This window comes from Lysinibacillus sp. NPDC093712, assembly GCF_050280025.1.
GTDB lineage: Bacteria > Bacillota > Bacilli > Bacillales_A > Planococcaceae > Lysinibacillus.
Window position 1 is genome coordinate 57,701 of record NZ_JBNNUU010000009.1, and the last position, 26,662, is coordinate 84,362.

Genomic DNA, 26,662 nt, shown 5'->3' on the forward strand with positions numbered 1-26,662 from the left:
CAAATTATACGACTCTCGATGGTACTACATAATCGGTTTCAATACTATCAATTGTTACAGTTGGATAGTCCACTAAATTAATTTCGTATGTCGCTGTGAGTAATTCATTTTGTTCTTCAAAAATTCGAATCCACGGCAAGGAAGAATCCAAATTATTTTGTTTGGAAACAATTCCTCGACGACCGTCTGATAATTTTAAAATCAGTCCATTCGGATAATGTACAACTGATTTTTTCAATGCATTGACAATGCGCGCATCATAAAGTGTACCTGAGCCAGCTTCAACAATGGCTAGCCCTTGTGAAGGAAGCATCTTTTCACGATATACACGATTTGTAGTCACCGCATCGAATACATCAGCTACACCAATAATTTTAGCAAATGGATGGATTTCAAAATCAACTAAACCACGTGGATAGCCACTTCCATCAATGCGTTCATGATGTTGAAAAGCACAATGTGCAACCAGTAAGGAAATGGAATGTAAATTACGTAATAAATCAAATCCAAAACGCGTGTGCATTTTCATCATTTCAAATTCCTCATGCGTTAAGCGACCTGGTTTTTTGAGTATCTCTTTCGGCACCATAAGCTTTCCAACATCATGCAATAAGGCACCAATACCAATTAAACGAAGATCTTCGGCTGAATGTCCCAATTCTTTTGCAATCGCAATCGAATATAAGGTAACATGAAAGGAATGCTGATATAAGTATTCATCGAATAAATAAGCATCTGTTAAAACCGTTAAAATTTCATTATTACCTGTAACAGCTGAAAGTAGTTCATCGACAATCGTAACAATCGCTTTCGATTGCTGATCAAGTATATAAGAGGCATTAACCGTACTTAAACCATTCATTGATTGAAAAGAATCTTTTATGGTCGAAATGGTTTTGTTTCGGACATCAGTAGGAACCGTCTCCTTCACTTCAATGCCTTCAGAAAGTTTGTCGTCTATATATAAATAATGAGTATTCAACTGTTGAAGTCTTTCAATAATACGTTCATTAATGACAACGTCTTTCTTTAAAAGTGGATGACCTGCCTCATTCCAAATGGTTCTTCCTAATACCATACCTTCTTTTAATACATCGATTGAAATTAATCGCATGACTTCTTCCCCAATCCATTCTTAAAGCTTTGTTTATCTATCGCTTAAAGAAACTTTGCCCATAATCTAACATAATGTTTCGTAAAAAATCAGGTAAAATATATTTTTTCTTTGCATATTTAAAGCTTGGATAAAAATAACCGAACGTAAACAAATCAAGTGTCACTAATTTATAAGTACGATCATTATCTGCAATATTACCATTTATGAGCAATTGACGATCCTCATTCATAGCAAAGCCATATGTCAGCATCTTACCAAAAATAACGCCCCTAAAACCTAACCCTTTTAGTTCCATATTGGGCCATTCTTCATTTTTCGATTGCTGATAAATTTCTTTCATTTCCGAAACTGACAATTCAATTGTACATAAATTAATAGGATGTGGAAAAATTTTATGCAAATCAAGTGCTGTTACCGTTCCTTTTGGAAGGCCGTCTAAAAAAATCCCTGCATTAAATAACGCACAGTCTGCACCACTTTTTTCTAATATTGCTTGCGCAAATAGATGTGATAATTGTGAGTAGTGGAACCATTCTTTATTGTACGTCTTTTTCGTTGAAAATACAGGCTTGTCTAATAAGCTTTTACCTTCTTCTTCTAAAGATAGCAGAAACTCTTTTTCATTTTCAACAATTGGCAAGTCCTTATTATGAATTAAAGTATCCTTTTTTTCAACAATTTCCCTCGTTTTTTTATCGTATTCTAGTACGAGGTGCCCCGTATATTGACCAAATTTCCCTCCACCTGTGAGCAAGACACCGTTAATAAACTTACCATTTGGCAACGTATGATGGGTGTGTGAACCAAAAATGATATCGATTCCTGGACATTCCTCCGCTAATAGCTCATCTTCAGTAATTCCTAAATGTGACAGACAAACAACAATATCAACATCTTTCCGAAGTTGGTGAGTTAAACGAATAAGTGAGCTTCGAGCATCGTCTATTTGCCAGTTCAATTCCTTATAATAGATTTCGAACATTGCTGTCGCAGCAATAACTGCAATTTTTGTATCGTATTTCGTTGTTAATATAACGTAAGGCTTCAACCACGTTGGATTTACCCCATTAAATGCATTAACATTCCCCACTACGACTTCAAATAGCGCGTCATCGTATAAATGAAAGAGCTCTTCATGCGACAATGTAATGCCTTCATTATTGCCTATTGTTACAACATCATAACCGGCGTTGTTTAATAATTGGACATTGCCCTTGCCAATTGTGGCATCTGTATAAATATTTGACCTATCTAAATGATCCCCAACATCAACTAAAAAGCTCGTTTCACCTAAAGCCTCATACTGAGCACGTTGCGTAGTTACATAGTTTTGCATTCGTGGCCAATACTTAAAATGACTATGCAAATCATTTGTGTGAAAAATATGAATTTTTTCCAGCATTCAAGCCACCTCTTCTTTACAATAAGCCCTCTATAATGGAACGAATTCCTAATAATAATAAAATAATTCGTAGTGCTAGGACAAGTGTATCGGATTTAATTTTTTTATTAAGCGCTGCCCCTAATTTAGCCCCGATATAAGCTCCAGGAATAACAGGAATCGTATAAAGCCACGGTACATGTCCTAAATAAATATGACTCGCGGAGTTCACAATCGAAGTTAGGAATACCATAAACATCGAAGTTGCCACTGCAACATGTGGCGGAAATAAAAACAAAATAATCATTGCAGGCACGATCATGGAGCCTCCACCGATTCCAAATAATCCTGAGGCAAAGCCAACTGCAAAGCAGAATAATAACGCAAACCAAATTGGATATCCATAGACATACGTTTTTCCTGCTTCATCGATAAACTGATGTTGTGTACCATTTTTCACAAACCATTGTACAGGTTTCAATTTATCACGTACAAGTAAAATTATTGATATAACAATTAATAATATCCCAAAATATAAGTTAAATGAGGGTAAATCCAAACCTTTATTTACCCATGCACCTAATATCGTCCCTGGAATACTACCTAAAAAGAATATAAACCCACTTTTATAATCCACTGTTTTGGATTTCATATAGCTTAACGTGGACGCTAGCCCAGTGAAGATCATCATTACAACCGATAGCCCTACCACTTTTTGCGGTGTAATATCAGGAAGCATCCCGAGGTTTAATCCTATAAATAAAGTTGCAGGTACTAAAATAATCCCTCCACCGAGCCCTACAAGCGAACCAATAAGCCCCGAGGCTAGTGCAATCACTACTAAAACAATAAACTCCATTATACTTCTCCTTCAAACATATTTAATTGTTTTGGTGCTAGACCAACATCTCGAATAGCTAACATCTCTTGAAGCTCCTTCGCATTTTTTGCAGCATGTTGACCAGAGTTATTATTAAATAAAACAAATAACTCTTGCACATTAGGCTCTATGCTTTGAAGATGCTGTCCAAGTTGTTGTAGTTCTTCTTTATTGTAATCATATAAAAAACGAACTTTGCGCCAGTTTTCTGAATTGCCCGTATTACGCCAACCATAAATATTGCGTCCATGAATACGGACGAGCGCTTTATTTGCCGTTATTTCAGGATAAAAAGGGACAGAACCAATACCTGCTTGTGGTTCATCACAAATTGTATGAATAAATTGATGTTCCTTTAAAAAATCCATTGTTTGCTTAACAACCTTCTCTGCATACCACGTCTGATTCCGAAACTCGATCGCCACATCGAATTCTTTTAATTGTTGCCTAATATACAATAAGTATTGTACATTTTTGGACTGACAATCAAACCATGGTGGAAATTGTGCCAATATTATTGCTAACTTCCCGTGACGTTTAAATTCATTAGCACATTCGATAAAAGCATTGAACATATCGTTTTTGGATTCATAGGGAATTTCCCCTCGCAAATGTCCGGTCATTCCTTGGTAAGCCTTTATAACAAAACGAAATGTATCTGGTGTTAGCTCACACCATTTTCGAACATTATCCACTGACGGAATGGCATAAAAAGATGTATCTAATTCTACCGTTAAAAAATGACCTGCGTAATCGAATAATTTGTCCTTTGAGGCAGTCACTCCACTATATAACGAAGGATGATCGCCCCAACCTGTTAACCCAACTCGAATCAAGTGACTCCCTCCTTATGTACATAATGATAGCACACACTTTCTAAGTGCAAATACTTACAAAAATAAAAAGCGACTAAAGCTAAAGTAGCTCTAGTCGCATGTACATCAACAAAAAATCAGCCGATAGAACCTTCCATCTCAAATTTAATGAGACGGTTCATTTCTACTGCGTATTCCATTGGTAATTCTTTCGTAAATGGTTCGATAAAGCCCATTACGATCATTTCCGTTGCCTCTTCTTCAGAAATACCACGAGACATTAAGTAGAATAACTGCTCTTCTGATACTTTAGAAACTTTCGCTTCATGCTCTAAAGAAACATTATCATTTAAAATTTCGTTGTATGGAATTGTATCCGAAGTAGATTGGTTATCCATGATTAACGTATCACATTCAATGTTGGCACGTGCACCACTTGCTTTAGGACCGAAACGTACTTGACCCATATATGTTACTTTACCACCTTGTTTAGCAATCGATTTAGAAACGATTGTAGAAGATGTATTAGGTGCCATATGAATCATTTTTGCTCCAGCATGTTGGTGTTGCCCTTTACCAGCTAATGCAATTGATAATGTCATACCACGAGCGCCTTCACCTTTTAGGATACAAGCTGGGTATTTCATCGTTAATTTAGAACCGATATTACCATCGATCCATTCCATCGTACCGTTTGCTTCAACAACTGTACGCTTTGTTACTAAATTGTAAACGTTGTTCGCCCAGTTTTGAATCGTTGTATAACGGCAATAAGCATTTTTTTCAACGATAATCTCTACAACTGCTGAGTGTAAAGAGTTTGTTGTATAAACAGGAGCTGTACATCCTTCAACATAGTGTACATGTGCGCCTTCATCAACGATAATTAGCGTACGTTCGAATTGACCCATATTTTCAGAGTTAATACGGAAGTAAGCTTGTAAAGGTGTTTCAACTTTAACACCTGGTGGCACATAAATAAATGAACCACCTGACCAAACTGCTGAATTTAGTGCAGCAAATTTGTTGTCAGTGTAAGGGATTACTTTACCCCAATATTTTTTGAAAAGATCTTCATTTTCACGTAAAGCTGAATCAGTATCTTTAAACACAATACCAAGATCTTCAAGCTCTTGTTTCATATTGTGGTATACTACCTCAGATTCGTACTGAGCTGATACACCTGCAAGATACTTTTGCTCTGCCTCAGGAATACCTAATTTATCAAATGTTGCTTTAATTTCTTCAGGTACTTCATCCCAAGATTTTTGCGTAGCTTCAGATGGTTTTACGTAGTACGTAATTTCATCAAAATTTAAATCTCCAAGGTCGCCACCCCATTGTGGCATTGGTTTTGTATAGAAAGTTTCAAGCGCTTTTAAGCGGTATTCAAGCATCCACTTAGGCTCTTGCTTCATATTAGAAATTTCACGGACGATTTCTTCAGTTAAACCACGTTTTGAACGGAAAATTGATACGTCCTTGTCATGGAATCCGTATTTGTAATCGCCAATATCCGGCATTTTTTTAGCCATTATTTCTCCTCCGTTCACGAATTATTATTCTTTTACGCCTTTTTCCATCGCTTTCCAAGCCAATGTCGCACATTTAATTCGTGCAGGGAATTGAGAAACACCTTGCAGTGCCTCAACATCCTCAAGGTCGTATTTATCGCTATATTCTTCACCCATCATCATTTTTGAAAAAATATCAGCAAGCTCTAATGCTTCTTCTACTTTTTTACCTTTGACAATTTGCGTCATCATTGAAGCGGAAGACATCGAAATAGAACAGCCTTCACCATCAAATTTCGCATCTTCTACAATACCATCATTCACTTTAAGCGTTAAGTGAATGCGGTCGCCACAAGTCGGATTGTTCATATCAATTGTTACAGCATCTGTATCTAAAGATCCTTTATTTCGAGGATTTTTATAATGATCCATGATAACTGAACGGTATAGTTGATCTAAATTATTAAAAGACATCGCCAAAATACTCCTTCGCAGAACGCAACCCTGCAACTAAGCGGTCAATATCTTCCTCCGTGTTATACAGATAAAAGCTTGCGCGCGCTGTTGCTACTTGTTGGAGACATTTCATTAGTGGCTGAGCGCAATGATGTCCTGCACGAACAGCGATACCATTCATGTCAAGAACTGTTGCCACATCATGTGGATGGACATCATCTAAGTTAAACGTAACAAGACCACAACGTTTCATTGGATCGCGCGGACCAAAAATTTTAAGTCCCTCAATTGTTTCAAGTTGATCCATTGCATAGCCAACAAGCTTATGCTCATGCTGTGCAATATTGTCTAACCCTACTTCAGTTAAGAAATCAATAGCAGCACCTAAACCGATTGCACCTGCAATGATAGGCGTACCACCTTCAAATTTCCACGGTAATTCCTTCCACGTTGAATCATGTAGTCCAACAAAATCGATCATTTCACCACCAAATTCAATTGGCTCCATCTTTTCAAGGTGCTCTTTTTTACCATATAGTACACCTATTCCAGTCGGACCGCACATTTTATGACCTGAAAACCCTAAGAAATCTACATCTAAATCTTGCACATCAATTTTCATATGCGGTGCAGCTTGCGCACCATCTGCTACCATTACGGCACCATTAGCATGTGCAATTTTTGCAATTTCTTTAATCGGATTAATTGTACCGAGAACATTCGATGCCATTGATACTGACACGATTTTCGTTTTCGGTGTTATCGTTGCTCGAACCTTTTCAAGATCAATTGTGCCATCTGCCTCAAGGTCAATGTACTTTAATGTTGCATTTTTTTCTTTTGCAAGCTGTTGCCAAGGAATAATGTTGGAGTGATGCTCCATATGTGTGATGACAATTTCATCACCTTGCTCAACATTTGCACGACCATAACTAGAAGCTACTGTATTTAACGCAGTCGTTGTACCACGAGTAAAAATAATTTCTTCTGTTGATTTCGCATTAATAAAATTGCGCACCTTTTCACGAGCACCCTCGTATTTGTCAGTCGCACGATTTCCCAATGTATGCACACCTCGGTGAACATTCGAGTTATCAAATTCATAATAATGCTTAATTGCTTCAATTACTTGAGTAGGCTTTTGAGATGTTGCTGCGCTATCAAGGTAAACAAGTGGATGACCATTTACTTGTTGATTTAATATTGGGAAATAGCTTTTAATGTCTTTATTGATCATTAGCGAACTTTCCTTTCAATAACCTCCGTCAGTTGCTTTTGAACGCCTTCTATAGGTAATTGCTTAACAACTGGCGCAAGGAATCCATGGATAACAAGGCGCTCTGCTTCTGCTTTCGAGATACCACGACTCATTAAGTAATAAAGTTGTAGTGGATCTACTCGTCCTACAGATGCTGCGTGTCCTGCTGTTACATCATCTTCGTCAATTAAAAGAATTGGGTTAGCATCGCCACGAGCTTTTTCAGAAAGCATTAACACACGTGATTCTTGTTGTGCATCTGCTTTTGTAGCACCGTGTTCAATATAGCCAATACCATTGAAAATTGACTGTGCTGCATCTTTCATCACACCGTGTTTTAAAATGTGACCATTTGAGTTTTTACCCCAGTGACGAACTTCTGTTGTGAAGTTTAGTTTTTGCTCTCCGCGACCAACTACAACTGTTTTTGTATCAGCATGTGAACCGTCACCGACAAGGTGTGTAATGTTTTCAGAAATTGTATCTGAATCGTTCATTAAACCAAGAGCCCAGTCAACTTTTCCATCACGTGCTAAGCGAGCACGACGATTTACATAAGTAGTATAACCTTTAGCAAGTACATCAACCGCACCGTAAATTACTTGTGCATTATCTTGTACAATTACTTCAGAAATAATGTTAGCTTGAGCTTTTGCTTCTTCAACTGTAGAAATATATGTTTCCACATATGTGACAGCTGCATTTGCTTCAGCTACTACTAATACGTGGTTATAAAGTGAAGCTTCTGCATTATCATTTAAGAATACAACTTGTAACGGTTGCTCAATAATGACATTTTTCGGTACGTAAACAAATACGCCACCATTCACAAGTGCTGCGTGAAGTGCTGTTAATTTATGTTCATCAACTTTTACCGCTTCAGTCATAAAGTACTTTTGAACAAGCTCACCGTGATCACGTATAGCTGTTAACATATCTGTAAAAATAACGCCTTTGTCAGCAAGCTCCTGTGATGTTTTAATAAACGCTGGTGTGTTGTTTCGTTGAATATATAAGTTTTCTTGTGCCTCAAGGTCAATTAAGCCACGTGCCTCTTCTGGAAGTGCATCAAGTGAAGCAAATTCTTCACTGACAACTGTATGAGCTGGGAAGTTCATGAAGTCCCATTTTGAAATATTTGTTCTATCTGGTTTTGGCATATCTAAACCAGCTGCTTTGTCTAGTGCTGCCGTACGAAGCTCTGCAAACCAAGTTGGTTCACCATTAGCCTCTGAGAACGAGCGCACGTCCTGTAATGTTACAGGCAAGTTAAGTTCCACTGTCATGCTAATTCGTCCTCCTTCTTATGCTTCTTGTTCTTCTGTTTCTTCTTCGATACCTAGTTCTTTTTTAATCCAGTCATAACCTTCTGCTTCTAAACGGTGCGCTAATTCTTCGCCACCTGATTTTACAACGCGACCTTGCATCATTACGTGAACATGGTCTGGTGTGATGTAGTTAAGTAGACGTTGGTAGTGCGTGATCATTAAGCATCCGAAGCCTTCGCCACGCATTGCATTAATACCTTTAGAAACAACTTTAAGTGCGTCAATATCAAGACCAGAGTCAATTTCATCTAAAATAGCGAAAGCTGGCTTAATCATCATTAATTGAAGAATTTCGTTACGTTTTTTCTCACCGCCAGAGAAACCTTCGTTTAAATAACGTTGTGCCATGTCTTCGTTCATTTCAAGGAATTCCATATTTTTATCTAATTCACGAATGAATTTCATTAATGAAATTTCGTCGCCCTCTTCACGGCGTGCATTAATAGCTGAACGTAAGAAATCAGCGTTTGTTACACCAGCGATTTCTGATGGGTATTGCATAGCTAGGAACAAGCCAGCTTGTGCACGCTCATCAACTTCCATTTCAAGTACGTTTTCACCATCAAGTTCAACTGTACCAGAAGTAACTTCGTATTTTGGGTGTCCCATAATCGCAGAAGCTAGTGTTGATTTACCAGTTCCGTTTGGTCCCATAATTGCATGGATTTCATTTGTATTAATTGTAAGGTTTACGCCTTTTAAAATCTCTTTCCCGTCGATTTCAACGTGAAGATCTTTAATTACTAAAGTTGACATGAAAATACCTCCATAGTGTGTTCTGTGAATGGGCAACCATTCCTTAATTATCATCATTCTAATCTTAACTGAAAATCGTTCTCTATGCAAACCATTTTGACCACTTTCACTTTTCAATGATGAAATCTTGAATTATAAAGACTTTTTAAGCATTTTCAGATTTTTCAGAATCGAAACTGCTATTGAGAATAGACAAAGTCTATTTTCAATGAAATACGCCTAATTGAGAATGGATTTCATCTAGCTACATAGTGGAAACCTCGCATAAAGCGTTAATTGTAGCGGTTTTGTGACAAAAATGCACAAACAACCATATCTATACTATATCCTATTTCATTAGAATGGAATCACTATAAGAAAATAAAATATAGAGTACTAGTGCTATTAATTACTATTGTTTTAAAAACTATCTTATAATCCCTCCAAACATTCATACACTTTTTACTGTATGTTAAAAATTCATTTTGCTTTCAGCAGAAGTCATCGCACAATTTTACATGTCCAATTAAAAGAGGCTGGGGCAAAATCGAAAAAGTGTTAGATTGATTGCAGTCAATCTAACACTTTTTCATTAAATATGTATAAAGGCTAACTATTTTTTGCTATAGATAAAATTCAGTAGCTAGCACGAGTTAATGGTAGCGGAGGCGGTTCCTTTCCGCGGGAGTTTCTGCCTTCCCTACCATCAACTTGTATATTTATAGTACCTGGCACCGCCATCTGCTAAACCAAAGAAAAATAGCCACGTTCAACTTCCTAATAAATAGCAAAAATTTCCAAAACACTTCGCCCGCTAATCTTTTTGAAGTATGTCCCAGCCTCTTTCACTTTTTGCTAAAAGTAATTAAGTAATTTTATAAGCCCATAAATATCCCTTTGATTCAAGAACAAACGAATCTGTATCGTCTTGCATTTGTAGCACAACCGCATTATTTGTTTTCAATTCATAGCCGTTATTTACCCGTTCGATTTGAATTGGAACATTAAGCTCAGTAAACAGTTGGCGCAGTCGATAAATAGTATTATATAAATTCGCTAGTGCCTTCTTCTCATCAAGATTTGGCCAAATATCATCCAAAATCCGATATTTTGAAACTACTATTCCTTCGTTAAGTAACAAATAATAAAAAAGTTCCTCTGATACTTTAGTGCGCCATTTAATAGCTCGACCGTTCGACCGTGTTCCTGCCTCACCTCTAAGACGGACTTCAAGATTCGCACCATTATATTGTTTTTGACGACCATAATATTTTGCAAGTCGCTCATCTAGCTGTAGCACAGTATTTGGCGTCATTGGTTTTAAAACATAATCAAGCGCCTGAACACGAAAAGCATCAACGGCATATTTCGTATAAGCAGTTGAAAAAATGATTGGAACATCGATGCCTTCCTCTACTAGTTTTAACGCCAGTTCTAAGCCAGTTATTTTAGGCATTTCAATATCTAATAAAATAGCATCCGCATGAAGGTTTGACAGTTCTTTGGCTGCTTCTATCGGCGATGTAAAGGTTGCAATAACGTTAAAGAGACCGTTCTTCTCCAGTAACCGCTTATGCAAATTCAGAATAGGTTCTTCATCTTCTACCATAATAATTTTCCACATTGGCATACTCCTTTAAAGGTTGCTTTAATAACATTGTTGTTCCTTCATTAAGTTTAGATTGGATCGTAAGCGAAGCATGTGGTATTTCTTTAACACGACGCAAAACATTCGTAAAGCCAATTCCATTTGAGCTTATGTTTCTACCCAGTGTTAAATTAGCTACTTGCTCAGCAGTCATACCAACACCATCATCGTCAATTTGTATTCGCAGGAAATTTTCTTCTTTAGCAATTTGTACAATAACACAGCCATTTCCTTCTTTTTCAAAAATCCCATGACGAATAGCATTTTCGACAAGTGGTTGAATAAGAAGGCTTGGTACCTCAACTTTTGCTGTATTAATAGATTCATCAATTTCAAAAACTACGCTTAGTCTACTACCAAATCGTGCTTGTTCGATTTCTACATAAGATTGAATAATTTCTAGCTCTTTTTCAAGCGTTGCAAGATAACCTTCATTACCTGCATCAAAAATATAACGTAAATAAGTTGACAACATTGTTAATAAATGCCCTGCACGTTCTCCATCTGTATAGCAGAAAGATATAATACTGCTGAGAGCATTATATAAAAAGTGCGGTTTAATCTGTGCTTGTAGAAAAGCCATCTCATGCTCTATTGCATTCGTCATCACTTCTTTCGTTAATGCAATGGCAGATAGACGTGCTAATAACGATTCCTTTAATGCTGGCTTTCGGATATAGTCGTTTGCTCCAGATTCCAGTACGAGCGAAATATTCGTAGGGTATTCATTAGCTACCAGCATAATAATCGGCAAATCAATATAGCTAAATTGATTCCTTATTTTTTGTGTTAAAACTATACCATCCATTCCTGGCATTACTTCATCAATAAGTAGAAAATCAGGCTTTTTATGCTGTATCTTATTAAGCGCCTCTTCAGCACTATGCGCTAACGAAATGGAGTAATGTCGCTGAAGAAGACTTTGTAATACTTCAGCATGTATAACATCATCCTCCACAATCAATAAGGTTGGTAAATTCTGATTCATGGTAGGTAGTGGTAATGGCTGTAAATTATTCGTTTTAGTTTGTTCCTTCTTTTCAAAGCCACCAAAGGGTAATGTTAATAAAAACCTTATGCCATTATGTAAAATATCTACGGAATAAGTGCCACCCATTTGTTCAATAATCGCCTTTCCAATTGATTGGCCAGTCTCATCTGCTGCGATTTGCTCGATGATGTCAGGCCCTGTTCCTTCAACTGCTATTCTTACATCCATATCAAGGTGCATAATTGTCAAAACAACTTCTCCATTAACTGCATGGGCCATTGCCGTTTCAACAACACGATAAACAATTTGACTAACCCTTTGTTCATCTGCCTGTATAAGTAATTGATCATCTGCATGCATATAAAATCGAATATTTGCTTTTTCCATCGGTCGTTCATGCATCGTTACGACATGTTGAATAATCATTTGCACATTTACAGGATGGACGTCAATATGGAAATCTTGAAACCGAATTCTTGTAAAATCCTTTAAATCATTTACTAAATATAATAAACGTTCAAGTTGATGTTCCAGCAATTGATGCTCAATTAATTTCCGATGTACTGATAATGATTTCGTGACATTAAGTGCATGATAGAGAGGCTGTTCAAGTTCCTTTGTTGTAACTTCTAAAAAGGAATCTTTACCGATAGTAGCCTTTTCCAATCGTTCACTAAAAATTTCCGCTTCCGTTGTCCTATTAATAAGTCGCATTGCAAGAAAGACATTCATTCCTAAAATAAAAAATAATAAGCCCGCACGATTGAAAACATTTTTTCCTGGGAAGAAAAGCTGATCAAATGCGCCACTTAACGAAAATATAAAGAGTGAAAATACCGATGCACTTAAAATTATTAATTCATTGCTAGGAATTTTCGTATTTTTAGTGAAAAATAAATATATTAATCTACCAATAATCACCAGAGCCAATCCATTTATGTATCCAAAAAAGATATTTTGTAAAGATGATAATGATCGCGCGGGACATAGTAGTGTCCCTAGCCCATATAAATTCAGAGGCAACGTCAATATGATGGCTGTTCGACGCTTCACCATCGTTTCAACAGTATAGACAAAGAAAAAGAATAACGTAACAGCATTTATATATGTTATAAAATCTTGCAATCGAAAGTACAATTCGAATGATATATTTGGAAACTCTCGAAAAAGCATCCTTTCACCACGCGTAGATACTAGCAATGCAAGTGTGAAGAAATACAGGGCACTATAAAAAAAAGCTCTATCTTTCGTTCTTAATAAATACAAGCTAAAGTGAAAGATTGAAAAAATAAATAAAATAATGATTGTTGTTTTTTCTAGATTTACATCCTTCACAACATCGTTGGCCATCGTCTCTGCAACACCAATATCAATAGGGAAAATAATGCCATGCCGTGCATTAAAAAAATCTGCTACTTGCAATGTAATCGTTAGTGATTTTGTCGTCGGTGTAAAATATAATTCATACACTGGATTACTAGCTATAGCTCCCTCCTTTTCTGTTCCGAGAGTGCCATAAGAAGCAAATTCTTTACCATTAATTAAAAGGCGATGCGCAGACCAAATATTTCTAACACGGATTCCTATTTTTTCAAAATGTGCAGGTAATTCAACTTTAAGCTGATACGTTCCATACTGGACATCTTCGCCCCAAGAACCAGGTACCATTTCCAATGTTGCATTCTTTGGGAAATTAGTTGAATCTACATATTCATTCCCTATAAACTTCCATTCCCCTGAGAGAGCAACTATTTTTTCATTTTTAGAAATCCCCGAAAGATCTAATATTCCATCTTTGGCCTGTAATTTTGTATTATTCGCGTCCTGATCGTTAAATGTTAAACCAGCTAACATTGTAATCGCCAGAATAATTAGCATCCAGCTGATTCCCTTCTTTATCATAAATCTCCACCTCAAAATCATTTTACAAGACTCTACTCTCAAATTACTAACAAAACCAGTAGAAATCCACCTTTTATACATTAATCAACATTTTATTTTTCTAATTTAAATGGCTTAATGTCTTGTTTATGATCTTTCTTACTTTTATTTGGCACTATACTCATTTTTCAGTCTTTTTATATCTTAAATATTATATAATTAAAATATAATTAATCGGATTTTTAGATTAGATAGAGGTGAATATCCAGTGGAGTTACGTCAATTACGTTATTTTGTGGAGGTTGCAGAGCGTGAGCATATTTCTGAAGCTGCTGAATACCTTCATGTTGCCCAATCAGCAATAAGCCGTCAAATTGCTAATTTAGAAGACGAATTAGGTACACCACTTTTTGAACGAGTCGGCAGAAATGTAAAATTAACACCGATAGGAAGAACTTTTCTTGAACATACAATCACTGCTTTAAAAGCAATAGATTTTGCAGCCAAGCAGGTGGAGGAATATTTAGATCCCGCAAAAGGAACCATTAAAATCGGTTTTCCTACGAGCTTAGCAAGTTATGTAATGCCAACCGTTATTTCAGCTTTTAAGCGTGAATACCCAGATTTGCAATTCCAATTGCGCCAAGGCTCGTTTCGCTTTTTAATTGATGCCGTTAAAAATCGTGACCTTAATTTAGCATTTTTAGGACCGCTACCACCAAAGGACGAAGCAATTCAATCAAACATCTTATTCACCGAAAATATTGCAGCCCTATTGCCAGCAAACCATCCTTTAGCGAAACGGGAAAGTATTCAGCTAGCAGATTTACGTAATGATCTTTTTGTTCTTTTTCCAGATGGCTATATATTACATAAAGTTGCGATGGATGCTTGCCGTGCTGCCGGCTTTTTACCAAATGTAATATCTGAAGGTGAAGACTTAGATGCATTAAAAGGTTTAGTGGCCGCTGGAATTGGTGTCAGCTTACTACCTGAGAGTTCACTATACGATTCAGCAGCCCGTTTCACTATCAAAGTGCCAATTGAATCGCCCACAATACCAAGAACAGTTGGTATTATTTCACCTGTAAATCGAGAAATCGCACCATCTGAAAAAATATTTTTAGACTTCGTAACTAATTTCTTTTCCCGACTTTCTCAGTTTCAATAACATTACATCAATATAAAAAGAACCTGGCAAAGGTGTTCTAAAATTTTTGCTATTTATAATGAAGAAGAACCTAGATAATCTTTCTTTTCAAATGGATAAAATTTAGAAGAGAGCACTAGTTGATGGTACCCAATGCGGGTGACTCCTGCAGGAAGCACGCAGCGTAAGACGAGGGCATTCCGCGCGTTAGCGAGGGTTGCGGCTTACTGTGCTGAGCGGAAAACGCCCGCCGTAGCGGACCTCATCGGCATAGCAAAAAAGTGTTAGATTGACTGCAAGCAATCTAACACTTTTTCTCTTTTGTCCAACAATTTTCAGTTGATAAAAACATTGCTATAAAATGACCGTATAAGTAAATTCAATTCGTTTCAATGGATGGAGTCTCTTTCAATTGATTGTTCGTCAATCCACATTAATGTCTCGGAACTTAACCCTCCAGCACGCCATAAAACGACCTCATTATAGTTCTTCCTTTGCACATAGGTAATCCATTTTTCTAGTGTTTCTTGATCAGCGTACCAAACTTCATGACTTACATTATTTTCATCGGAATAGGTGAAATAGGCTGCCCCGCTCGCTTGATCGCGCTGTTTAGCTACTTTCATTTTAGCGAGTAATGCCTCTGCCTCCATCTCCGTTAAGGCAACGGTCTTCCCTTGCGCTGCCCATTTAAATCCGCCCGTTGCAAAGGCAATGGCTAAGTCTTGATTTGACGTTTGAATTTTTTTTAATAGTTCATCTAAAAATGAGAAAGTGGCTTTTGCGCCAGGTCCACTATGATAACCATGAACATTGTACGCCATCACAGTATACTTTGGGCCACCTGGCAATGTCACATCAAATGGAAAGCGTGGCTCTAAAACAACATTTAACGTGACGTTATTATCCGATAATTGTTGATAGAGCTCTTCTAAGAAAAGCAAATACTTTGGAAGATCATCTTTTGTTACCTTTTCATAATCAATTTCAATACCCTTGAGTTGATATTGATCAACAATTTGCAAAATATTATTGATATGCTTTTGTCTTGATGAAGCATCTTGTAACAAGCGATGTAATAACGTACTATCCTTCTGAACAGATGGGGCGTTATCTGTAACATAATCATTAATTAAAGTAAGTATCACAGAATGCGTTGCATTAAATTGTTGCTGTGTATGTTGTAACATCTCTATCGCATTATCTGTTAATAATAATTGATCTTTACTATTGAAATAAGCTCCGAATACTCGTATATCCTGTAGACCTTGCTGTGAATTTTGGACATCTTCTAAAGCAGACTTTTTTTGCCATTCGGGTAACCAAATAGATAATTGAAGCTTATTTTTATTCTTTAATTCTTCCCTTGCTTCAACAGGACCGTCTTTGCTATTACTACATGCTGTGATAATTAGTAGTGCCATACAGATAAACAAAAAAAAGTTTTTCACTTGAATCTAACTTCCCCTCGATTTAGAAGGTTTCAATAAAGAAGTCTACAACGTTATTAAACCATGACGTTGTTTCATACTTAACTTTATTAAAATTCGTATATTGATTTGTAAAAAGTGTTGTATTATTTTCATCGGTGATTACTATATCTTCAATCACTGTATCATAAATATCATCTGCATACTGCTCATGTGTTGTATCTTTTTTACTAAACATCGCACCCATTGCCAATTGATCCCCTTGCATAACTGGGTTTCTCTGTATAGTCTCCGATAAAATGTCATCCACATTTAATTCTATTTTATCCTTATTCACAGCAATATTAAATACTCTTTTTTGGGTTAAATTTTTTGGGTACTCAGCGTCATCAATTCGAGAACCCTTTTGTGTATCCTGATAACTGTACACAGCTGCTTTATTAAATGCGTATTCCTCTTCATTCCACTTAATTTCATTCAACTGAAAACGTTCCTTTTCTACAACACTCGCTCCTGGTAATTTTTCTGAAACAACAATCTCATTGTCTATTAACGCTATACGAATATAGCTATTATCTTTTTCATCATAGTTTATATAAATAGATTGTTGCCCCACCACATTTCCTTTAAAAGTAAAATTCACATTATATCGATCTGGAAGGGCCTCCTTTAAAATTACTCGTCCTTCACTAGATGGAGCAGAAGTAATAATCATTTCATTATTTTCAAATTCTGCTGCACCATTAATGACTGACCATTTTTTTGCTAATTGAGGATCCCCTACTTCAAATTCTATATTTTGTTTACTTGCTTGACGGATTTTCATCATCACATGGTTTGTTGCCCAATATGGGGATACTTGTAAACGACTTAAGTTATAGAGATCTGCATCGTTGTCATTATATGCACCTAGCTCTAAATTAAAATGCATACGAAATGTATTTTTAATTTCCTTATCGTTTACACTCTCTACCAAAGGATCCATATTGTTGTAAAGTGAATTTGCATGCATAATCGCATAGGTCATCGGCACTTCCCCAAGTTTTTCCTCATAAATATCATTCATTAATTTGTAATCATTTTGAATTCGCATTTCCATTTCTTGTCGCGTTTCACTCGGAATCATATACTGATTGCGAATGAAATCCATTAAAAAGTGATTATAATATTCAATTGTCGTTTTATTTGGCACATCATTTTCATTGATAACTCCGAGTGACTGTCCTTTATCATTATAAATATTAATATACGTCAGACGGTATCCATTGGAACCCAATTCCCAAAATCCACTTTTTTTCATAAGTAGCAGATCCTTAGGTTTTAAGAATTTATTGTCTCGCGTATCCATCTTATTGGCATACGTAAACATCGTTGCTTTATAATTTAACTCTTCCATAATGTTTTGAGCGAATATACTTGAATCTGTGCGACCATCTTCAAATGATAAAAATAACGCTTTTTCTGGGAGGGGCTTGTTGTTCTGGTAAAAATCTAAAATATCTTGTTGTGTAATCGTTTTATATCCTTGTCCTTCAAGTAGCTCTAGCTGTTTTTCTAAATTCTGTTTTGAAACATATTTAGGAGAGTCATTTCTGCTTACACCAAAGTATGACAAGGCGATGAAACCGTCTTTATTGATTAAAGGTACTGTTTCCTCTTCCTTCTTTTCTGTTAAGAACACGACACGTATTAAAATAAACGCTAAAAATCCAACGATAATGAATTGAGCAATAGAACGAATTACTTTTCTACGATTTTTTTCAGCTGGATTTAATACAACATTTTTTTCACTCATTCCTTCTCACCCATTTTTCTTATTTTCAATATTGAAAATCGGGATTTCCGTATCTTTTGTTTTTCCAACTTCTTTTCCCTTGCCATAATATCCTGAGGTGTTTCTCTTGTACCCCAAGTTGATTTCCAAAATGTAACCCATGCAACAGGCATTTGCCATAGTAAAATAAATTCGTAGAACAGGACGAATATAAAGCCAAATGTCCACAATTTACTTCGTCTAAAGAAGAGATGAGCTAGGCTCATAAGCATTGCCATCAACAGTAAGCCCATTAAAAATGTAGTCGGAAATATCCCATGCATAATAGGTACGTAGATTAAATTGTAAACTACGACAATTGGTGCAGCGATGGGTACAATTAAGCCAATGATAAAGAACAGAAACATAAACGGTTCTTTTTTCCACATAAATAAAAATGCACGTAACGACTCTCGTAACCATGAGCGTTTCCAACGCATTTGTTGAGACAAAAAGACTTTTGTATCTGAAGGTACAATCGTTGAACAGACTGCATTGTCTTGATATCCTGTGCGGTGCGTTTTTAAAATATAGTTTGTCATACTACGGTCATCACCAAATGTTGCCGGCTGTCCTAGAAATTTTTGGTTTAACCACGCTGTTTCATTTTTTAATATTAACTCTTTTCGATAGCACGCTAGCGGACCCGATAAACAAGTTACTGTATCAAACCACGACTCTGCAGCTTTCATTATGCGAAAGGCAATATAATACCGAACAGTTTGTAGTTTCGTTAGTGCATTGGTAAATTTATTTTCTACATCTGTCCTACCAGCTACACCACCCATTTTAGGATCTTGGAAGGGTTGTACTAAATTTCGAATTGCATGAGGCTCTAAAAAGCTATCTGAGTCGACGAAAACAACTAAATCATGTTTAGCCAAATGTACACCTGCCACTAAAGCTTCACGCTTACCACCATTTTGGGGTAGCTTGTGGAATTTAAGGCGCCCATCTGTTTTGAAACGGCCCCCTTCACTATGAATAAGCTGAATCATATCGTTTGCTGCTTCCTCTGTTCTATCTGTAGAGTAATCATCTACTACAATCACCTCTAATTTATCGACAGGGTAATATTGATTAATACAGCTTAAGATTGTTCTATGAATCCACTGTTCTTCATTAAATACAGGAATAATAATAGAAACACCTGGTTCAAAGTGAGGATTGATTGGTACATTCCTATAGAAAATGCCAAACAAATATCTACTTAGTAGGAATGTTGCAGCGATTATACTATATAAGTATAGGAATTTATTAAATTTAAAGTAGATGACACTTTCAGCACGCATTAATACTACGATAAAAGAAACAATTAATAAAAATAAGCTCGCTACAAAAATTGAAAGTCCCCAACGTTTTTTCGTCAAATAATCATTTAGAGGCTTTAAAAATTCAAATGCATAGTAATATCTCTTTTTACCATCTTCTTCATTTGTGAAATGACGAACAACTTTAGCTTTTAACTTTACTTTGGATTCGTACCCCTCTGGCATCGCTCCATCAGGTATTGTGAACTGCATCGTAACAATTTCATCATTTAATAAATTGTTTGCACTATCCGAATAAACAAGTATACCTGTTACTGAAATATCTTCAGCATAATATTTGTTATGATTAATCTTTTGTCTAGCTCTCTTAATTTGCACTTCAAAATCAGATTCATAACGCAAACTCAATAGTTGTAAACGATATATTTCATTTACATTTGTAGAATCGATATCCTCTTCCGTTTGATACGAAGCACCTCGACGATTAACGAGGCTCCGTACATTTTCAGGATCAGGAATATTCGATAATATCCGTCGATCAGAGCGCGGCATTGTTAAAATCTCTTTTTTCTTTTTCATGATTATCAATTCACTTTCTTATTCGAATCTTCTTCAATCCAAGTCGACATTTTTGCAAAACTATAGCCTTGCTTTTGTAGTTGTTCAATAATTAATGGCAATGCTTCGACTGTTTTTGTACCGTCTAATATATGCATAACCACCACTTTACCTGGAGCAGCCCTACTTATGACCCGATTATAAATATCTTGAGCCGAAAAATCTAAGTTCCAATCAAAAGATGCAATATCATACATGGCAATTGCTTTAACACCTGTGGCAGCAATAATTTTTGCCGACTCTTCATTGATAACACCTTGATTTGGTCTAAAATACAATAACGGAGATTCCTGTAAAGCATACGTTAATGCTTGATGTGCTTTCATTACATCCTCTTGTAGCTCCTCTGGTGTCATGGACGTAACGTCAATATGGTTATAGGAATGACTCGCCACTTCGTGCCCCCTATCAACAATTAATCGTGCTAATTGAGGATTTTTTTCTACGCCCTTACCAATTAAGAAAAATGTGCAATGGATATTATACTTATCTAAAATATCTAATATTTCTTTAGTTCTTTTCTCACTTGCCCAATCATCAAAGGATAATGCAATTTCTTTTTTCGATGTATTTTTACGGTAAAACACATTTGGTTGCACATTTTCGTAATCTGGATTTATTTTAATAGCATCATAGCCTTCTATTTCTTCTAAAGATTTGACTAAATACTCATTTTCAAATACTTCCGTTAACGTAGATAAAATAAAACCTTTTTCTTCGCTAAACTGAGCCAGTAATGGGACAACATCAATAATTGCTGGATTAATATACGTATTTAAATGGATGACTGAACCACTATCTACGTAATGTCGAATATAATTCATCATCTCTTCCGCACTTTGCATATTGCGATCTTTAGGATTAACGGAAGCTTCTACGACAGCTTTCATATTGAGTACTTTTGTGACATAGCGCATATTATCGGTTGAATCCCCCGAGCGACTTCTCACATATTTAGGTGTATAACCTAATTGCTCTTCAAAAATTTTATTTGTTAAATATATTTCCTTATAAGTATCTTCATAATCTAACTCTGCCATATCAGGGAAAGTTAATGTGCCGTTTTCTACTTCATGTCCTTTCGCCAATATCTTCTTAACCAATTCAGGTTCTTGTGCTAAACGCATACCTTCTACAAAAAACGTTGCCTTCATATTAAATTGATCTAGCACCTTTAATAACTTTTGCATTGTTTCATTGTCTGCAAGACCATTAAAAGTTAAAGCTACTTTTGGACTAAGGATATTTGCATGACGTATGATGTCACTCATTGTTCCATCATGCTCTTTTATTTCAATCGTTGAATCTACTGGTGCAGCCAGATTACTTTGTGTTGCGGATTGACACCCTGCTATGAACAAAATGAATAGTAGACTACATAATTTTAGTCTTTTCATTACCACAAATTTCTCCTTACAATTTATAATAGTTTTTATTTGAAAATAAAAAATGTGTACTTCGTGTATCAAATATTAAAGCAGCATTTTGATCGACCATTGCATAATCAATTGCTGTATGATTCGTTAAAATTAATACAGCATCAGCTTCTTGGATTAATTGTTTCGATAAAGGAACGGTATTAATATCACAATAATTAACAGAAAATGTTTCAATATATGGATCAACAACCATTACCACATACTGTTTTTCCATTAATTCTTGAATGACATGAAGCGCCGGTGATTCACGAAAATCATTAATATTTGGTTTATAAGTGACACCAATAACGACAATCTTCCCAGCTTTATGCTCATTCTTCTGTGCAATAAGATAATTTTCTAGTCTCTCTACTACAAAACTTGGCATCGACTCATTAATTTTATCTGCCGTCTCAATTAATGAAGCCGTAATACCATGTTGTTGGCCTGCCCACAATAAATATTTTGGGTCAATCGGAATACAATGACCGCCTACCCCAGGTCCAGGTGTAAACGGCATAAATCCATATGGTTTTGTCGAAGCAGCTTCAATTACTTCCCAAACATCCACATTCATTTTATAGCATATTTTGCTTAACTCATTGACCAATGCAATATTGATTTGGCGAAAGGTATTTTCCAGTAACTTCTCCATCTCAGCGACCTTTGGATTAGAAACGGTATAGACATTTGTATTTACTATAGTTTCGTAAAATAATTTTGATATTTCTAAGCAAGCTTCTGTAACGCCTCCAACTACTTTCGGTGTATTAGAGACTGTAAAATTAATATTTCCAGGGTCTACACGTTCAGGGGAATAGGTTAAAAATATATCCTGTCCAATAACATAATCACCTTTTTCTAAAATCGGTTGAACTACTTCTTCTGTCGTTCCAGGGTACGTAGTACTTTCAAGGATAATTAATGTGTCTGCAGACATATACTGCACAATCGCTTCAGCCGCATCTTCAATGTAAGAAATATTCGGTGTTCCATCTGCAGCTGTTGGAGTTGGAACACAAATAATAATTACATCTACACAAACAAGCTTTGAAAAATCAGTTGTCGTTTCAAACTTCTCTTCTTTCAAGGCTTCTCCGATAATGGCATTAGATATATCCGCAATATAACTTTTGCCATTTTTTAATTTGGCTATTTTTTCGTTATTTTTATCGATACCAATAACTTGATATCCTTTTTTGACTATTTCTAAAGCCAATGGTAAACCTACATAACCAAGTCCAATTACGCCAATTGTAGCTTGTCCTGTTGTTATTTTCTTTGATAAGGCTTCTTTTGATGATTCAATTTTTATCCCCATAAACAAATAACTCCTTCACCTAATTTTATAAAATAAATACAAATTAAACCTTTTTGCGTCGTAAAAGCATTACGATTCATTCTTTAAGTTCATTTGAGAATACATTAAAACACATTTTGTTAACATTCCTATAGTACTAATTTTAACTAAACATTTTCTAAACAATTTTCAAGAAGAAGTTAATAGACCTGTTTATAAATCGATAATTACTTAATTTAATAAAGACATAATTCTTTTGTATCATATTTTTTTCAGCAACTTACTACATATACTCCTCTTTTGAATATAAACAATTAGATAAGGAGCTGTAATTATTTGTCGCAAAAAATTTTATAAATTTTATATTCACTTCTAATAACCCCTGAAATTCCGTACCGCCTAAGCATTTTGTTTCATAATATGAAAAGTCTCCTTCATGTATGTTCATTACCTTGTCACGCATCTCTATTTAACAGTATTATAGAAAAAACAATTGTAATACTGAGGAATGTTAATCTTCTAAATTAACATTACATTTCAAAAATTGTTTATATAAACCTTTTATATACCCTTTTTATACTTCTAAAGCCACTACTCGCTGTTCAAATAAAAAAACACCTAACATCGATTGAGAATCGATACTAGATGGCTGATTAGAATTTGCTTCCTATTCTAGTGAAAGGATAAAAAAATAATCCAATACCATCACTTATACAAAAGATTTTTCTCACGTAGTATCTCAATTTGACATGTTTGTACAAGACATATTGAGCGATGATTGATTCATTTATTTTATAAAACTTACCAAACCATTTCTATATAAAATTTTTGGTAATTTAAATTAATGCATGCGAAATTACCTCACTTACAAACAGTTATATTTTCCAGTAATCCAACTGCAATTCATTTTTCACGAAAAAAGAGAATGTAAGTTTTCATACTTACATCCTCTTTTATAAAAGTTTTCATTATTTTACTGGTACTACTGCGCCTTTCCATTCCTTCAGGATGAAGTCTTGGATTTCTTTAGATTTTAATACTTCTAATAATTTTTTAATTTCTGGCTTATTTTCATCTCCAGCACGTACCGCAATAATATTAACATATGGAGATTCTTTATCTTCTAGTGCAATTGCATCTTCAATTGGGTTTAGGCCGTTATCAATTGCATAGTTAGAGTTGATAAGAACCGCATCGCCTTCTTCATTTTCAAACATTTGAACAAGTAATTCTGGTGCAGTATTTGCATCGAATTTAAAGTCTTTTGGATTATCAACGATATCTTTAATTTCTGCTGCTGTTTTGTCGATACCATCTTTTAATTTAATTAAGCCTTTTGCTTCTAACAATGACAGCATACGGCCATGGTCTGAAACTGAGTTTGATAATAAGATTGTTGCACCTTTAGGTAGGTCTTCAAGAGATTTATATTTTTTAGAGTAAATACCGATTGGCTCGATATGTACGCCGCCAGCATTTACGAAATCATAACCATTATCTTTAATTTGTAATTCTAAATAAGGGATATGTTGGAAATAGTTTGCATCAATAGTTTTTGAATCTAAATCTTGGTTAGGTAGTACGTAATCTTGGTACGTTTCAATTTCTAAATCAATACCTTCTTTAGCTAAAATCGGTTTTGCTTGTTCCAAAATAACTGCGTGAGGTGTGTTAGAAGCACCTATTTTTAATGTTACTTTTTCTTCAGTTTTTGCACTGTCGTCTGCCTTGTCTCCAGATGTTGAACCTGCTTCGTCTTTGTTACCAGCACCACAAGCTGCTAAAGCTAGTACAAGTACTGATAAAAATAATCCTGCTAATAACTTCTTCATTTGTATACACTCCCTTTATTTGTTCAAACAATATGTTAGCGGTAAAAACCGGGTTAACCTTTTTAACGTTTGTCTGTTTTTGTTGTAATCATATCGCCAATCCATTGAATGATAAATACGACTACTAAGATCAAAATAGTTGCCATTAATGTCACATCTTGGCGATTACGTTGGAAGCCATCTAAAAAGGCTAAGTTTCCTAGGCCGCCAGCACCAATAATTCCAGCCATTGCCGTATACCCAACGAGTGCTACAGCCGTTACGGTAATCCCAGAAATAAGTGCCGGTAATGATTCTGGAATTAGTACTTTCCAAATAATTGTGGACGTTTTAGCACCCATCGAGCGTGCGGCTTCAATAACGCCTTTATCAATTTCTCGTAATGCAATTAATACCATTCGTGCATAGAATGGTGCAGCACCGATAATAAGTGCTGGTAGGGCTGCGTTTGCTCCTCGAATTGTCCCAAGTAAAAACTTCGTAAATGGTATTAGTAAAATAATTAACACGATAAATGGTATTGAACGGAAGATATTAACGACCGATCCTGTTAAAAAGTTAACGATTTTATTAGCCCACAATTGGTTTGGACTCGTTAAAAAGAGGATTGTGCCAATGGCTAAACCAAGTATAAATGTTACGACTGTTGAAAGAGTGGTCATATAAAGTGTTTCATATGTGGCTGTCCACATTTTTTCCCAGTCGACATTCGGAAAGAGACTAGTTAGCATTTGCAATCACCTCCGTTTGTACTTCAACTGTATTTAAATAATTTAGTGCAGCTGCTACATTTGTATCCGTGCCATCAATTTGCACTATAAGAGTACCGTATGCGCCATTTTTAGTTTGTGAGATATTGCCATGGACAATACTAATTTCCACATCAAACTGTTTTACTAAATGCGATATAACAGGTTGCTCTGTTTTTTCACCAACAAAGACAAGCTTAACAAGGTGTCCCGTTGGATAATTTACTCTAAGTTGTGCGACTGTCTCCTGGGTTTCCTTCGTATCGGTAATTTGCGAAACGAATTTTTTAGTAATCGCTGCTTGTGGTGCTTGGAACACTTGTAATACTTCACCACGTTCAACAATTTCTCCAGCTTCCATTACTGCTACACGATGACAGATTTTGCGGATTACATGCATTTCATGGGTAATTAATACAATCGTTAAACCTAATCGTTCGTTAATGTCGACAAGCAGATCAAGGATTGCATCTGTTGTTTCTGGATCGAGTGCCGATGTAGCTTCATCACATAACAGCACTTCAGGATTATTGGCAAGTGCTCGTGCTATACCAACACGTTGCTTTTGACCGCCTGATAGCTGTGATGGATACGCCTTGTCACGTCCTTCTAAACCAACAAGTGCAATAAGTTCTTTCACACGTGCGTCTCGCTCACTCTTAGCTATACCTGCAATTTCAAGTGGAAAAGCGATATTTTCAGCAACTGTTCTTGACCAAAGCAAGTTAAAATGTTGGAAAATCATACTTACTTTTTGTCTAGCATCACGCAACTTTTGGCCCTTAATAGATGAAAATTCTTGATTGTTCACCTTCACCGAACCTGTTGTCGGCTTTTCTAAACCGTTTAATAAACGAATCATCGTACTTTTACCAGCGCCACTATAGCCGATAATGCCAAAAATCTCACCTTTGTTAATCGTAAGATTGACATCTTTAACAGCAGTTAATTCGCCATTTGCGGTTTTGTATTTCTTCGTAATATTTTGAAGCTGTATCATAGCGAATACTCCTTTTCTCATATAGAAAACCCCTTCACTCATAGACAAGTAGAAGGGGTCACGTATTTTATACGCTA

The 26,662-nt window shown here is 35.8% G+C and carries 20 protein-coding genes; 1 reads left to right on the forward strand and 19 read right to left on the reverse strand.

Annotated features, from left to right (window positions below):
• Positions 1–4: 4 nt before the first annotated feature.
• The 11 genes from ACQKNX_RS22040 to ACQKNX_RS22090 form a co-directional block, all read right to left on the reverse strand.
• Positions 5–1,114, reverse strand: a complete 1,110-nt coding sequence (locus ACQKNX_RS22040) for an HD domain-containing phosphohydrolase (RefSeq protein WP_427430685.1) — start codon at positions 1,112–1,114, stop codon at positions 5–7.
• 37 nt (positions 1,115–1,151) lie between these two features.
• Complete coding sequence (locus ACQKNX_RS22045) at positions 1,152–2,519, reverse strand: bifunctional metallophosphatase/5'-nucleotidase (RefSeq protein WP_427430686.1); 1,368 nt, start codon at positions 2,517–2,519, stop codon at positions 1,152–1,154.
• Between the two features lie 16 nt (positions 2,520–2,535).
• The gene (locus ACQKNX_RS22050) at positions 2,536–3,357 is read right to left on the reverse strand and encodes a sulfite exporter TauE/SafE family protein (RefSeq protein WP_427430687.1); all 822 of its coding nucleotides are present in this window, start codon (positions 3,355–3,357) and stop codon (positions 2,536–2,538) included.
• Positions 3,357–4,214 (reverse strand): DUF72 domain-containing protein, encoded by an 858-nt coding sequence (locus ACQKNX_RS22055; RefSeq protein ID WP_427430688.1) that lies wholly within the window; start codon positions 4,212–4,214, stop codon positions 3,357–3,359. The genes ACQKNX_RS22050 and ACQKNX_RS22055 overlap by 1 nt, the downstream gene beginning before the upstream one ends.
• A 116-nt stretch (positions 4,215–4,330) precedes the next feature.
• Entirely contained in the window at positions 4,331–5,728 is a 1,398-nt protein-coding gene (gene sufB, locus ACQKNX_RS22060) for a Fe-S cluster assembly protein SufB (RefSeq protein WP_427430689.1), read from the reverse strand.
• A gap of 24 nt (positions 5,729–5,752) precedes the next feature.
• Positions 5,753–6,181 (reverse strand): Fe-S cluster assembly sulfur transfer protein SufU, encoded by a 429-nt coding sequence (gene sufU, locus ACQKNX_RS22065; protein ID WP_427430690.1) that lies wholly within the window; start codon positions 6,179–6,181, stop codon positions 5,753–5,755.
• Positions 6,171–7,400 (reverse strand): cysteine desulfurase, encoded by a 1,230-nt coding sequence (locus tag ACQKNX_RS22070; protein WP_173479792.1) that lies wholly within the window; start codon positions 7,398–7,400, stop codon positions 6,171–6,173. Before ACQKNX_RS22070 ends, sufU begins: the two co-directional genes overlap by 11 nt.
• The gene (gene sufD, locus ACQKNX_RS22075) at positions 7,400–8,707 is read right to left on the reverse strand and encodes a Fe-S cluster assembly protein SufD (RefSeq protein ID WP_427430691.1); all 1,308 of its coding nucleotides are present in this window, start codon (positions 8,705–8,707) and stop codon (positions 7,400–7,402) included. The genes ACQKNX_RS22070 and sufD overlap by 1 nt, the downstream gene beginning before the upstream one ends.
• A gap of 18 nt (positions 8,708–8,725) precedes the next feature.
• Positions 8,726–9,505: a Fe-S cluster assembly ATPase SufC gene (sufC, locus tag ACQKNX_RS22080; protein ID WP_427430692.1), complete on the reverse strand. Its 780-nt coding sequence runs from the start codon at positions 9,503–9,505 to the stop codon at positions 8,726–8,728.
• Positions 9,506–10,349: 844 nt separating this feature from the next.
• Positions 10,350–11,108, reverse strand: coding sequence for a response regulator (locus ACQKNX_RS22085; protein WP_427430693.1), 759 nt, complete (start codon positions 11,106–11,108; stop codon positions 10,350–10,352).
• Positions 11,080–14,025 (reverse strand): histidine kinase, encoded by a 2,946-nt coding sequence (locus tag ACQKNX_RS22090; RefSeq protein WP_427430694.1) that lies wholly within the window; start codon positions 14,023–14,025, stop codon positions 11,080–11,082. Before ACQKNX_RS22090 ends, ACQKNX_RS22085 begins: the two co-directional genes overlap by 29 nt.
• 247 nt (positions 14,026–14,272) lie before the next feature.
• Between ACQKNX_RS22090 and ACQKNX_RS22095 the strand changes: the two genes are divergently transcribed.
• Positions 14,273–15,175: a LysR family transcriptional regulator gene (locus ACQKNX_RS22095; RefSeq protein WP_427430696.1), complete on the forward strand. Its 903-nt coding sequence runs from the start codon at positions 14,273–14,275 to the stop codon at positions 15,173–15,175.
• Positions 15,176–15,543: 368 nt separating this feature from the next.
• Here ACQKNX_RS22095 and ACQKNX_RS22100 read toward each other — a convergent pair whose 3' ends face one another.
• The 8 genes from ACQKNX_RS22100 to ACQKNX_RS22135 form a co-directional block, all read right to left on the reverse strand.
• The gene (locus ACQKNX_RS22100) at positions 15,544–16,605 is read right to left on the reverse strand and encodes a glycosyl hydrolase family 18 protein (protein WP_427430697.1); all 1,062 of its coding nucleotides are present in this window, start codon (positions 16,603–16,605) and stop codon (positions 15,544–15,546) included.
• 22 nt (positions 16,606–16,627) lie between these two features.
• Positions 16,628–18,379, reverse strand: coding sequence for a polysaccharide deacetylase family protein (locus ACQKNX_RS22105; protein ID WP_427430698.1), 1,752 nt, complete (start codon positions 18,377–18,379; stop codon positions 16,628–16,630).
• Positions 18,376–20,247: a glycosyltransferase gene (locus ACQKNX_RS22110; protein ID WP_427430699.1), complete on the reverse strand. Its 1,872-nt coding sequence runs from the start codon at positions 20,245–20,247 to the stop codon at positions 18,376–18,378. Before ACQKNX_RS22110 ends, ACQKNX_RS22105 begins: the two co-directional genes overlap by 4 nt.
• Positions 20,248–20,252: 5 nt before the next feature.
• Complete coding sequence (locus tag ACQKNX_RS22115) at positions 20,253–21,683, reverse strand: polysaccharide deacetylase family protein (protein ID WP_427430700.1); 1,431 nt, start codon at positions 21,681–21,683, stop codon at positions 20,253–20,255.
• A 16-nt stretch (positions 21,684–21,699) separates the two neighbouring features.
• The gene (locus tag ACQKNX_RS22120; RefSeq protein WP_427430701.1) at positions 21,700–23,025 is read right to left on the reverse strand and encodes a nucleotide sugar dehydrogenase; all 1,326 of its coding nucleotides are present in this window, start codon (positions 23,023–23,025) and stop codon (positions 21,700–21,702) included.
• 947 nt (positions 23,026–23,972) lie between these two features.
• On the reverse strand, positions 23,973–24,836 hold the full coding sequence (locus tag ACQKNX_RS22125; protein ID WP_427430702.1) for a MetQ/NlpA family ABC transporter substrate-binding protein: 864 nt from the start codon (positions 24,834–24,836) through the stop codon (positions 23,973–23,975).
• Between the two features lie 62 nt (positions 24,837–24,898).
• On the reverse strand, positions 24,899–25,567 hold the full coding sequence (locus tag ACQKNX_RS22130; RefSeq protein WP_427430703.1) for a methionine ABC transporter permease: 669 nt from the start codon (positions 25,565–25,567) through the stop codon (positions 24,899–24,901).
• Positions 25,557–26,585, reverse strand: a complete 1,029-nt coding sequence (locus ACQKNX_RS22135) for a methionine ABC transporter ATP-binding protein (RefSeq protein ID WP_427430755.1) — start codon at positions 26,583–26,585, stop codon at positions 25,557–25,559. The genes ACQKNX_RS22130 and ACQKNX_RS22135 overlap by 11 nt, the downstream gene beginning before the upstream one ends.
• Positions 26,586–26,662: the final 77 nt, after the last annotated feature.